The organism is Pseudomonas sp. MPB03, assembly GCF_046605385.1.
GTDB classification, from domain to species: domain Bacteria; phylum Pseudomonadota; class Gammaproteobacteria; order Pseudomonadales; family Pseudomonadaceae; genus Aquipseudomonas; species Aquipseudomonas zanjanensis.
In genome coordinates, this window is sequence record NZ_CP176770.1 from 2,916,596 (window position 1) to 2,928,789 (window position 12,194).

At 62.4% G+C, this 12,194-nt stretch carries 11 protein-coding genes; 8 read left to right on the plus strand and 3 right to left on the minus strand.

What is annotated here, in order from left to right; genetic code table 11:
• Positions 1 to 39 precede the first annotated feature (39 nt).
• The gene (locus ACLH0I_RS13120) at positions 40 to 984 is read right to left on the minus strand and encodes a DMT family transporter (RefSeq protein WP_411387286.1); all 945 of its coding nucleotides are present in this window, start codon (positions 982 to 984) and stop codon (positions 40 to 42) included.
• A gap of 74 nt (positions 985 to 1,058) precedes the next feature.
• Here ACLH0I_RS13120 and ACLH0I_RS13125 point away from each other — a divergent pair, with 74 nt between their 5' ends.
• Entirely contained in the window at positions 1,059 to 1,913 is an 855-nt protein-coding gene (locus ACLH0I_RS13125) for a LysR family transcriptional regulator (RefSeq protein WP_411387287.1), read from the plus strand.
• Between the two features lie 147 nt (positions 1,914 to 2,060).
• Here the strand turns inward: ACLH0I_RS13125 and ACLH0I_RS13130 are convergent, their stop codons facing one another.
• Complete coding sequence (locus tag ACLH0I_RS13130; protein WP_411387288.1) at positions 2,061 to 3,767, minus strand: amidase; 1,707 nt, start codon at positions 3,765 to 3,767, stop codon at positions 2,061 to 2,063.
• Positions 3,768 to 4,153: 386 nt separating this feature from the next.
• On the opposite strand from ACLH0I_RS13130, the gene ACLH0I_RS13135 reads away from it, so the two are divergent.
• From ACLH0I_RS13135 to ACLH0I_RS13150, 4 genes are all read left to right on the plus strand, one after another.
• Positions 4,154 to 4,828, plus strand: coding sequence for a phosphoribosyltransferase (locus ACLH0I_RS13135; RefSeq protein ID WP_250961402.1), 675 nt, complete (start codon positions 4,154 to 4,156; stop codon positions 4,826 to 4,828).
• 150 nt (positions 4,829 to 4,978) lie between these two features.
• The gene (locus ACLH0I_RS13140; RefSeq protein ID WP_411387289.1) at positions 4,979 to 7,162 is read left to right on the plus strand and encodes a PAS domain S-box protein; all 2,184 of its coding nucleotides are present in this window, start codon (positions 4,979 to 4,981) and stop codon (positions 7,160 to 7,162) included.
• Positions 7,159 to 7,560 carry a response regulator gene (locus ACLH0I_RS13145; RefSeq protein ID WP_250961400.1) on the plus strand — a complete coding sequence of 134 codons (402 nt, stop codon included), beginning with the start codon at positions 7,159 to 7,161 and terminating at the stop codon, positions 7,558 to 7,560. Before ACLH0I_RS13140 ends, ACLH0I_RS13145 begins: the two co-directional genes overlap by 4 nt.
• A 265-nt stretch (positions 7,561 to 7,825) precedes the next feature.
• Positions 7,826 to 8,269: an HIT family protein gene (locus tag ACLH0I_RS13150; protein WP_250961399.1), complete on the plus strand. Its 444-nt coding sequence runs from the start codon at positions 7,826 to 7,828 to the stop codon at positions 8,267 to 8,269.
• A 66-nt stretch (positions 8,270 to 8,335) separates the two neighbouring features.
• Here the strand turns inward: ACLH0I_RS13150 and ACLH0I_RS13155 are convergent, their stop codons facing one another.
• Complete coding sequence (locus ACLH0I_RS13155; RefSeq protein WP_411387290.1) at positions 8,336 to 8,830, minus strand: MarR family winged helix-turn-helix transcriptional regulator; 495 nt, start codon at positions 8,828 to 8,830, stop codon at positions 8,336 to 8,338.
• 50 nt (positions 8,831 to 8,880) lie between these two features.
• Between ACLH0I_RS13155 and ACLH0I_RS13160 the strand changes: the two genes are divergently transcribed.
• The 3 genes from ACLH0I_RS13160 (at position 8,881) to ACLH0I_RS13170 (ending at position 12,041) form a co-directional block, all read left to right on the plus strand.
• Entirely contained in the window at positions 8,881 to 10,392 is a 1,512-nt protein-coding gene (locus ACLH0I_RS13160) for an FAD-dependent oxidoreductase (RefSeq protein WP_411387291.1), read from the plus strand.
• Between the two features lie 340 nt (positions 10,393 to 10,732).
• Complete coding sequence (locus ACLH0I_RS13165) at positions 10,733 to 11,251, plus strand: hypothetical protein (RefSeq protein ID WP_186704772.1); 519 nt, start codon at positions 10,733 to 10,735, stop codon at positions 11,249 to 11,251.
• A 448-nt stretch (positions 11,252 to 11,699) separates the two neighbouring features.
• On the plus strand, positions 11,700 to 12,041 hold the full coding sequence (locus ACLH0I_RS13170) for a DUF6124 family protein (RefSeq protein ID WP_411387292.1): 342 nt from the start codon (positions 11,700 to 11,702) through the stop codon (positions 12,039 to 12,041).
• Positions 12,042 to 12,194 lie beyond the last annotated feature (153 nt).

Below are 12,194 nucleotides of genomic sequence, written 5' to 3' on the forward strand. Positions count from 1 at the left end.
GCATGAGGCCAACCAGCCCGATGCGCTCGACCGATCTTGCTATCTTGAGCTCGAAACCGCCTGCCGCGCTTCGGTACCCACGACCAGCCAGATGCCGACCCCGGACACGGCCATCCCCACCGCCATCTGCCAGGAAAGTGGTTCGTTGAACATCGCCCAGGCCCAGAGCATGGTAATGGGCGGGCTGAGGTACAGGACGCTGGCGACGCGGGTGGCGGTCGTGCGGCGCAGGCACAGCCAGTAGAGCCCGTAACCGCCCAATGTCGAAATGCCCGCTGTCCACAAGACGCTCAGTGCAAAGCCGGTGCTGGGTAGCGGGGCCAGGCTGCCATGGACGCCCTCTACCAGGGCGAAGGCCAGGCCCGACACGCAACACTGCAGCCACAGGTTGGGCAGCAGGCCCAGCGATTGTTCGGCGGGCAGGTATTTCTGCCACAGGGTCGCGACGGCGAGCGAGAGCATGCCAAGCAGCGGCAGGCCATAGGCCCACAAGGGTGCGTTGCCCCACGCCAATGCGCCCTGGGTCACCAGCATGACGCCGACCAGGCCGATGAGCAGGCCTGCCCAGACTTGCCAGGGCAGCCGTTGCCGGAGTACGCCGGCGGCCAGCAGCGCCAGGCCCAGTGGCAGCAGGTCGGCGACCAGCGCGGCCAAGCCCGCCGGTACACCCAGGGCAATGCCTTGGGTGATACCACCCAGGTAGCCCGCCATCGCCAAGAGGCCGATGCCGGCGTTTTTCAACAGCGCGACGGGTGAGGTTCGGCGTAGTTGCCCGGCGACGAAGGGCAGCAGGACGAGCGTGACCACGACGCATCGCCAGAACACCACCAGCAGTGCCGGCGCGTAGTCGATGGAAAAGCGCGCGCCAATAAAGCCGGAGCTCCACGACACCAGCAAAGCCGCTTCGAGCAAGGGCAGTGGGATCAGCCAATGCCAGGCGGGCCGAGGCCGGGACGTGCAGGTCATCGATTTATTCGGGTTCATGACCACAGGCTACGGAACCCGGCTAATCTAATAAATCAAAATGAAATGCATCAGTTATTCACGAAGATTGAATCATGACGGCCATACTCGATATCGATTTGATACGGACTTTTCATGCGGTGGCGCGGATCGGGAAGTTCAGTGGGGCGGCGGAGCATCTGCACAAAAGCCCGGCGGCGGTTAGCGTGCATATTCAGCGGCTGGAAGCGGTGGCGGGCGGGCGGTTGCTCAACCGGGACAATCAATCGGTATCCCTCACCGCGTTGGGCAAGCGTTTGCTCGTGGCGACGACGGAGCTGCTCAATACTCACGACCGGGTGCTGGCCGACCTGCATGGCACCCGTTTGGCGGGACGCATCACCTTGGGGGTGCCGGATGAATATGCCGACCATGTCATCCGCGACATCCTCCCGACCTTCGCCACCGCGTGGCCCAACGTCGTGCTGGAACTCAAGACCGCGCCAAGTTACGCGCTGCGTGACCAGGTGCAGCGTGGCAAGCTCCAGGCAGCGGTGGTTACCCAGCCGAAGGGCCAAGCGAACGCAGAAACGCAAGCGCTAGTGTCCACCACGCCGGTCTGGGTCGGGCCAGTCCACGGGACGGCGGCCTCGCTGGAGCCGTTGCCGCTGGCGGTGCATGCGGCGCAATGCCCTTATCGGCAAGCGATGGTGGAAACCCTCAGGCAAGGCGGGCGCAGGACGCGCATCGTCCTGGAAAGCCCCTCCAACCAGGCCGTCAAGGCCTGCGTGGAGGCCGGGTTGGCGATCAGCCTGATCGACCGTGGGCGGGTGACGGATGCGATGCGGATCCTTGAAGGCCTGCCGGTGATCGAGGAGCATGAGGTGGTGTTCATGCGAGGCCAGGCCTCACAGGATGATGAAGCCGTGAACCTGCTTGCCCGTGCCATGCAGCAGTATTTCCGGCTGTAGAACCGGTCCGGGGACTGCTGCGCAGTCCAGCGGGAGCAAGCTCCCTCGCCACGGTGTTGCGCCCGTACTCAAAAATGAAGTCGAGCGCTGCTTTTGTGGCGAGGGAGCTTGCTCCCGCTGGGCTTCGCAGCAACCCCAATGACCGGCTCAAGCCGACAGCGGCGGGGTCCGAGGCGGGACCAGGCGCTTGGAGCCGATCGACTCGAACGCCGATGCCAGTCGCAACAGTTTCGAATCATCATAGGCGCGCCCGGCAAATGTCAGCCCGACGGGCATGCCGATGTCGGCCATGACGCCCATCGGCACGGTGACCGTGGGCACGCCCAGGTGACGGATGGCGAGGTTGCCGTTGGCGACCCAGACCCCATTGCTCCAGGCGATATCGGCAGAGGCCGGATTGATATCTGCGTCCGCCGGCCCGACATCGGCGACGGTCGGGAAGATCACCGCGTCCAGGCCCAGCCGTTCCATCCAGTCTTCCAGGTCGATCCGGCGTGTTTCTTCGAGCCCCCGCAACCCGTCGGGCAGTGTCGGGATCTGGTCCCAAGGCGTGATGCCGCGTTGGGCCATCTTCACGTACTCATCCATGCCGGCGGCCAGGTCGTCCTCGCGGTTGGGCAGGGTGCCCGGGTCGTGGGGGAAGATCTTCGGTCCGTCGACGTCGGCCAGGCGATTCAACTGTGGATCACCGTTGGCCCGCAGGAAATCATCGAATGCCCAGGCCGACAAGTCCCACAATTCATGGTGCAGGAATTCCTTGGAAACCAGGCCACGGGTGAACACCGTCGGCGCGCCGGGACGATCGCCCTCGCAATTGGACACCAGTGGGAAATCCACCTCGACCACTTCGGCGCCACAGGCCTCCAGGGCCTTGCGGGCTTGTTCCCAAAGGTCGATCACCGAGGCGCGAGTGATGATGCGCTGTCCCGTCGGGCCGCCGATGCCGGGGGCCTCGGCCGTGCCGGCTTCAGGGTCGGCGTTGATGTACATCCGTGGCACGCCGAACCGAACGCCGGCCAGCGCCCCGGGTTTGCTGGCAAGGCTCGGATACGAGGCGGGACGAACCGAGTCGACGCTCGGAATCGGCACCCAGGGTTGCAGGCGCCACAGGTCGCCACGGGTGTCCGGGTCCTCGGCGACCACCACGTCCAGCACTTCGAGCAGGTCGGCCATGGTCCTGGCGAAGGGCACGACGACGTCCATGGTCGGTGTCAACGGCCAGTTGCCCCGCACCGAAATCACCCCACGGGACGGCGTGTAGGCGCACAGGCCGTTGTTCGACGCCGGGCCGCGCCCGCTCGACCAGGTTTCTTCAGCCAGGCCGAATGCCGCGAAACTGGCGGCAGTTGCGGTGCCCGCACCGTTCGAGGAGCCGGAGGCAAAAGGCGCGGTGAGGTAGTCGCCGTTGTACGGGCTTTCCGCCCGGCCATACACCCCGCGCTGCATCCCGCCGTTGGCCATGGGCGGCATGTTGGTCTTGCCCAGGCAGATAGCCCCGGCGGCGCGCAGCCGTTCGATGGTGAACGCATCGCGATAAGCCACCAGGTCCTTGAACGCCGGGCTGCCGGACGCGGCGGTGAGGCCCTTGACCAGATAACTGTCCTTGGCCGTATAGGGAATGCCGTCGAGTGGACCGAGGGTCTGGCCGTTGGCCCGGCGGGCATCGGAGGCCTGCGCTTCCTTCAGCGCATCCGGGTTGCGCACCACCACCGCGTTGAGGGCGGTGGGCGTGTCGGGGCCGTCGTAGGCATCGATCCTGGCGAGGTAGGCCTGGACAAGCGCTACCGCCGTGGTCTGGCCCGATTCCAGCGCGGCGCGCAGTTGGGCAATGGAAACTTCGGTGATGTCGATCATGCAGTTACCGCCGCGGCAGAAGGATGACGGGGTGTGCGGTCCATTGACGTTGGGGCCTGGCACTTCAGGTCATCTCAAGGTGGATATTTATCGGGTTTTGATTACTGTACTACGGAAGATCGAACAAGGGCAGCCCATGTTTGACGGGATTCTTCTCGGTCGTGCCAAAATTTCTCCTCCGTCAGACCTCGTTAAGAAACGGCTTCGGCAGGCGTGATGACTCGCGATTCCCAAGTCGCTGGCGCCGACGATGCGGTCACGTCCGTCGATTGGCGTGACGACGCAGGCAGTTTGGATCACTCAGCCGTTGCTGGACACCCTGTGCCGGGTATCCTGACAGGGTGACTGTGCGGACGACGTGTCTGTTTTTGCAAGGAGACCCGACCATGAATCCCCTGTCTTTTGCATCGCCGCCTTATGCCGATCGAGCCGCGGCCGGCCATCGCTTGATAGAACCCTTGGCCCAGTACCGTGGACGGAGCAATGCGATCGTCCTGGCGTTGCCCCGGGGTGGCGTGCCCGTCGCCTGGGCGGTGGCCGACGCCCTGGGGTTGCCCCTCGACCTGATGCTGGTGCGCAAGCTGGGTGTGCCGTCTCATCCGGAAGTGGCGATGGGCGCGATTGCCAGCGGCGCCATCCAGATTCGCAACGACGATGCGTTGTGTGCCCATCACGTCGACCAGGCTGCCTTCGATGCGGTGCTGCAGCGGGAAAGGCAGGAACTGGCGCGTCGTGAAGCGCTTTATCGCGGCAGCCGTCCACCTGTCGACCTGAAACAGCAGGTGGTCCTGCTGGTGGATGATGGCTTGGCCACCGGTGCGTCAATGATGGCGGCGGTCCATGCGGTACGCCTGCAAGACCCTCTTGCCATCGTGGTTGCCGTTCCAGTGGCACCGGTCGAAACCGCCGAAGCCTTGCGCAGTGAGGTCGATGAGTTTGTGTGTCCGTTGATGCCCGAGTGGATGCGCTCGGTCGGCGATTGGTATGAAGACTTCAGCCAGACCCCGGACGAAACAGTGGTCGCGCTATTGGACAGGGCCTGGAGCAGGCCTCGTTCATAACCGCTGCGGGAGCTTGTCGATTAATGCCATGGCTGACGTACGGCACAGGCGCCGATGTCCTTGAAGAGTTTCCTGAACTCGCGCGCTCAATAGCGATCTAGAATCCATTGAGACCCTGAGCGTTGCAGCCAGGGGGTTTGAGGATGACTGATGTCGAACATTGAAGAGCTCCCCTTGGAAGCCTGTACGCCAAGCGAATACGAAAGCCTGATCGCGATGGGGACGAATGCGCTGGATGCCATTCCCGGTGCGGTGTACCTCTGCGATCGCCAGGGGTGGCTCGTGCGGTATAACAGCGAGGCGGCCGAGCTGTGGGGAAGGGCGCCGGCGCTTGGAGAGAACGGCGACCGCTTCTGCGGCGCCCATCGATTGTTCCTGGCCGACGGAACGCCGCTGGCATTCGAGCACAGTCCGACGGCCTCGGCGCTCGATACCGGCATTGCGCCGCGCAATCAGGAAGTGATCATCCAACGTCCGGATGGCTCGCGATTCGTGGCGCTTATGAACATCCGCGCCCTCAGGGACCGGCGGGGCGTCATTCAAGGGGTGATCAATTGCTTCCAGGACGTTTCGGCGCACCACGCCATGGCCGAAGAGCTTCGGCGCAAGAGTGCCGACCTGGAAGACTTTTTCGAGAACAGCGCGGTAGGCCTGCATATCGTCAGTGGCGAGGGCATCATCCTGCGCGCCAACAAGGCGGAGCTGGCACTGCTGGGCTATCCGGCACAAGAATACATCGGCCGCCACATCACCGAATTTCATGTCGACGAGCCGGTTATTGGCGACATTCTCACCAAGCTGGGCAGTGGCGATCGCCTGGAGAGCTATCCGGCGCGCCTGAGGGCCAAGGACGGCTCGATCAAGCATGTCACGATCACCTCGAACGGCCGGTTCGAGAACGGAAAACTCTTCAACACCCGCTGCTTCACTATCGACAGGAGCAGCGTCCATGCCGCCGAGGCGGCGCGCCAGGACAGCGATGACCGGCTTTCGGCGACCTACGAAGCGGCCACCATTGGCATTGCCGAGGCCGGCATCGACGGCCGCTTGCTCCGGGTGAACGATGCCCTGTGCAACATGCTGGGCCGCTCGCGGGACGAACTCCTGGCGATGACCTTCCTGGACTACACCCACCCGGACTGCATCGCGCAGGATGCCGGGTTGTACGCCCGCCAGGTGGCCGGTGAACTGGATAACTACGTGCTGCGCAAGCGCGCGGTGAAGCCCGATGGCGAGGTGGTTTACCTCGACATCCACAGCTCGTCGGTGAGGGACGCCAACGGGACGTTTCGGTATGGCGTGCGGGTGCTGCAGGACGTCACGCTGGCGCGGCGCATGGAAAACCAGGTCCGCGAAAGCGAACGGCACATGCGCAATCTCCTCGAAGCGTTGCCGGCCGCGGTGTACACCACCGACGCCGAGGGGCGGATCACGTTCTTCAACCGCGCCGCTATCGAGTTGTCGGGGCGTACGCCGCAGTTGGGCGAGATGTGGTGCGTGACTTGGAAGCTGTTCAATACCGACGGAACCGCGCTGCCCCACGATCAATGCCCGATGGCGGTGGCGCTGAAGGAAAACCGGCCGATACGCGGCGTCGAGGCGGTTGCGGAGCGGCCGGATGGCAGCCGTGTACCGTTCACACCGTTTCCCACGCCTCTGCATGATGCCGATGGAAACCTGGTGGGCGCCATCAACATGCTGGTGGACATTTCCGAGCGAAAGCAGGCGGAAAACCGGCAGAAGACATTGATCGATGAGCTCAATCACCGGGTCAAGAACACCCTGGCCACGGTGCAATCCCTGGCGGCCCAGACCGCGCGCAATGCCGAGGATGCGAAGGACGGCTACCGGCGTTTCGAGGCGAGGCTGTTGGCCTTGTCGCGAGCACACGATCTCTTGACCAAACGGCATTGGGGCCAGACGCCGCTCGACACCCTGGCCCATGAAGTGCTGCTGCCGGTCTTCGGGCATGAGCCTGGCCGTGTGGTGATCAAGGGGGCTGCCGTGGACGTCGGCACCCGCGTGGCGCTCAACCTGACGATGACCCTCAATGAATTGGCGATCAACGCGCTTAAATACGGGGCCATGTCGGTCGAGACGGGCACGCTCGCCGTCACCTGGCAGCTGCAAGCCCAAGGGGACGGAACGCTGTTGACCCTTGACTGGCAAGAGCGAGGAGGGCCAGCGGTAGCCCCGCCGGAACGGGAAGGGCTGGGTTCGCGCCTGATGAAGCGTTGCATTGAGCGCGACTTGGGTGGCACCTTTGAGCTCACCTTTGCTCCACAGGGCGTTTGCTGTCGCTTTTCGTTCCTGATTGGGGTGGCTGGGGCATGACCCCATTGGCTGGAAACAGGGTGCTGGTCGTCGAGGACGAAGGCGCCATTGCCCTATTGATCGAAGAGATGCTTGAGGAATTCGAATGCGAGGTCGTGGCGTCCGTCGCCCGGCTCGCCAAGGCCTGTGAAATCGCCCGCTCGGTGCAGGTTGACCTGGCGATCCTGGACGTCAATCTGGCTGGCGAGCGCGTGTTCCCGGTGGCCGAGATTCTTCGCGGTCGGCACATTCCCTTCCTGTTCAGCACCGGCTACGGCGCGAGCGGGCTGCCGGCCGAATACGCCGGATGCCCGGTGTTGCACAAGCCGTTTTCGCAAAATGAATTGCAGCAGAAAATGGCCGTAACGTTGAAGGAGGCCCGCGCAGGCGGAGTAACATCCAGCACTGATGCCAACTGATCCACCGCTATCGCGAGCAAGCTCGCTCCCACAATGGATTTAGGGTGTGCCCACGATCTGAATCAAACCAGAAATCCCCTGTGGGAGCGAGCTTGCTCGCGATGGCGATGGCACAGGCAAAATCATCACCAACTGACTCACACCGCCATCGCCAGCAAGCCCAACCCTTGGCTTTCAAACAGGCCTCTACAAGGGAGACGTTGTCTTCGGACTGTGCTAAATCTCTTACCGGCAACCCACCGCCCTAACCATTCAAGGAGTGAACATGAGTCTCCACGGTCATTACGATCCAAAGAACATCTTTGCGCTGATCCTTCGCGGCGATGCGCCGTGCTACAAGATTTACGAAGACGCCGATGTGCTGGCCTTCCTGGATCTCTTTCCGCAATCGCGCGGCCATGTCCTGGTCATCCCCAAGAATTCCCAGGCGCGCAACATCCTCGAAGTCGAGCCCACAGTCCTGGGCGCTATGATGTCGGCCGTGCAGCGCCTGACGCGGATCATCGTGGACGAGCTGCAGCCGGACGGCGTCCAGATCGCGCAGTTCAACGGCGCGGTGGCCGGGCAGACGGTCTACCACATTCACATGCACATCATCCCTCGCTGGGAAGGTGAAGACGCGGGTGTGCATGGCCGGGGCAAGGCCGATCCCGAGGAACTGGAAAAACTCCAGGCTCGCTTGGTTGCGCGGATCGGCTCAGAGGCCTGACGCTGGGAAAAATCCTCTCGGGGCACAGGGCGTGCCCCACGCATCAGAACGGGCGATCATCCTGCGTCACGCCTGCTCCTGCGCACCGGTCAGCGTGTCATCCTTGATGTCGTTGGCAAACTTGCACATGAGCCGTACCAGGTTCTCTACATCTGCTTCGTCCCACGTGGCGAAAATGGCTCGCCCGATCCGCGCACGTGCCTCGTCGATGCGATCGGTCATCGCCTTGCCTTTTGCGGTAATGACCGACTTGCGTACCCGACGGTCGGCGGTATTTTCCCGAGCGATCAACTCCAGGCTTTCGAGTTTCGTCACCTGCCGACTGACCGTGGTGTAGTCGCGCCCGACGCGATCGGCCAGTTCACCAACGCCGATAGGGCCAAGCCGCTCCACCGAGACCAGCAACGGAAACAGGGCGCGATCCAGGGATATTCCGGCCGCCCGAACCATGGCTTCGTCCCGCTGAGGTCGGTTCATCACCCCGACAATTTCCATCAAGGCACCGTGAAGCTCGCGCAATTGGGCATTAATATGTGCGTTATGCACATTTTCGATTGACACTGTTCCGGCTCCGTCTAAATATGTGCGTTCTGCACATATGTGGGGTCGTCATGAAAGAGCAATTCGAAATCCAGGTATTGATTTGCGGCGCGGGCGCGGCCGGTCTGGCGATGGCTATCGAGTTGGCGAGAAGGGGAGTTCCCTTTCGCCTGATCGAAAAGGCAGGCCAGCCGTTCAACGGCTCGCGCGGCAAGGGCATACAGCCCAGGACCCAGGAAATATTCGAGGACATGGGGATCCTCGACCGAATCGTCGCAGTGGGTGGAGTCTACCCGACTGAACGTCGATATCGCGACGATGGCAGTTTCACCGACGCTGTCAGCATCGAGCAAAACGAGCCCACGCCAGCGGAACCTCATCAATCGCCGTTGATGGTGCCGCAATGGCTGACGGAACAGGTCATGCGCGAACGCCTGCTTGAACTGGGCCATCGGCCGGAGTTTGGTTGCGAACTGGTGGGGTTCGAGCAGGATGCCGAGGGCGTCAGCGTTCAGTTGGTCGGTAAGGCCGGCGAAGAAACGCTCCGGGTGCGCTGGCTTGTCGGGGCCGATGGCGGCCGCAGTTTTATCCGGCATGCGCTGGGTATCGGCTTCCCAGGCAAGACGCTGGGCATTCGCGCCATTGTGGCCGATGTCTCGGCTACGGGCCTGTCGCGGGACCGCTGGCATCGTTTTGGCGACGGCGACATGCAGCACCAGATATTCCTGTGCCCGTTGGCCGGGACCCAGCTCTTCCAGATCCAGGCGCCGATAGCCCCCGACGCGGACATTGACCTGGATGCGCAAACATTGATGGACCTGGTAGCACAGCGCACGGGGCGCGATGATATCCATATCCATTCGGTGTCCTGGGCATCGGCCTACACTATGAACGCGCGGTTGACCGATCATTACCGCGTCGGTCGAACGTTTCTCATCGGCGATGCCGCACACATCCACCCACCCACGGGTGGCCAGGGTCTCAATACCAGCGTGCAGGATGCCTACAACCTGGGTTGGAAACTGGCGGCGGTCATCAACGGCGCGCCGGCGGCACTGCTCGACAGCTACGAGCAAGAACGCCGCCCGGTCGCTGCGACGATGCTGGGCCTTGCCACCAAGCTGCTGGACGCGCACCAGCGCGGCGACATGCGCCGTGGGCGCGAAGTGCACCAACTCGACATCGGCTATCGCGAATCCACGCTCGCCCTTGAACGATCCAACCGTACCAGCGGCCCATTGGCAGGCGATCGTGCGCCGGATGCACCGATGCGCGGGGCGGCCGGTAAACTGCAACGGCTGTTCGACCTGTTCCGGGGGGCGCACTGGACACTGCTCGGTTATGGCGCGGAACGCGATGCCGTAGCACCTCGCCCCGGGCTGCACATCCATGTCATCGGCCCAGGCGGTGATATCCAGGATGACCAAGGACATTTTCGTGACGCTTACCAACCTGCGATGGGCGATTGGGTTCTCGTCCGTCCCGACGGGTACATCAGTGCCTTCGTATCAGCCGGAGCGGGGGAGGCGCTGGAAGACTACCTCGCACGGGTAGGGCTGGACGCCGCAGAGTTGGAGGGTTGATCAAGGGCTACGGCACGCCGCGTTAATCAATGGCCGTTCGGGCAGGCGCGCAGCGATACATTCAGCATCGATGCACGCAGGCCCACCGCCATCGCGAGCAGGCTCGCTCCCACAGGGGATGTCGGGTTGATGGAAAATGGCGGCTGTCCCGGGTCCAAGTGTGGGAGCGAGCTTGCTCGCGATGGCGACAGTACATCCAATAACAGTGCACACAGACCCACCGCTTTCACGAATAAGGTTGTGCACCCCAGCACAAACCCCATCAACAATTCCTACCCAATCCCTTGCCAACCGCTACCATTGCACGCTGACCTCCCGACACCCCCGGACATTCACTTTCATGAAATTGCGCCTGCTGGCCGTTGCCTTGTTGTTCACCTGCACTCTGACTCACGCCGCTGAATCGAAACCCGTTCCCAAAGCCCTGGAAGAACAGATTGGCCGCCTGGTCGCGCTCATCAAGGACAGCTACGCCACCGGCTATCCCGAAGCGACGCTGGTGCAGACCCTGGACACCGGCGAGGACAGCCAGGTCACCCTTGCGGTTTTCACCATCGAGGGTTTCGGCATGGGCAACAACTACAGCCAATACCTGGCCGCCTTCACGCCCGAAGAGAACGAAGAGGGCGTGCCGCACTACAGCCTGTTGGACGTGATGCGCATCGGTGGCGACAGCTGGCGGGCCATCGACAACCTCGATGCCAAGTTGGTCAGCGACCCGACGGGTGAACAGACCCTGATCGACATTCCCGTGATGGAGAATACCGACGAGGATGCGCCGAATTTCCCAAGCCGAGCCGCCGTGATTCACCTGTCCCTGGACGGGTCACAGGCCGTGCGATTGGTTGAGATCAAGTAAAGCGGTACGCCTGATCGGATTTATGCGATTGCGATAGGCGTTGTGACCTCTCTGGAAGGGGCGTTAGAGCTGGACAAACGTTGCAACCTGTTTCGGTGGTAGAACGGTAAAACGAGTTTGTAGGAATCGACGGAGCGAATATTGCCCATTGACTTGCAGGACATTTCCTAGAAAATTCCAGTCCCTTGCGCCTGCTGAATTCGGTGCCTAGTCTTTGTCCACCGCTGCCAATTCAGCGGTCGGGTTTAGTCGCTCGGTATCTCGTTAGGCGCAAGGTCTCCTTGAAGTCAGGCTACGTTTTTCTCGCTGATTTTATGGTGGCTGTGCGCAGGGCACTTTCGGGTGCGCCGGTTTCCTAACGTCCCGGTCGACTAACCTGCGCACAGCCGCCACCCCACTTCGTTTAGTCGCGAACAGTGGCGGATCCGACTGACGTTAGGAGGTCCATATGGACAAACTCATCCCAGACCCACCCGTTCCACCGCTGCACCTGGACATCGCGGCCGACGCCAACGCCGAACGTGTCATCGATTCCTATCTGAACCCCAAACCCGCCCAGCCTGACAAGAAGCCACCTCCGGACCAGCTATTCACCGTCGTGGAGGGCGTCGATGCTGAAAGCCTGTTGGCCAACCTCAGCGAAACGTTAGCCTCTGCCAATGCCATGGCCAACGATTTGGCGTTTGACCTGAAGGATTCTCGACGGCATGTTGCACTGGGGCTGCAACAGTTGATTGAACTAGGTCTGCTATTGGCAAACCGGGCGCTGGATGTCATCGACCCTAGGTAAGCGTTCGATGGAATAGATTCCATTTTCCCAAGATGGATCGGGTCGGAAGCGAAGGGCAGCTTCCGACCCGCAGCGGACATTGCCTGTAGCTGAAGTTGACCGACCATGAATCCGTATTGCAGCATGGAGCTGACGTGTGGCAGCGCGGCCACT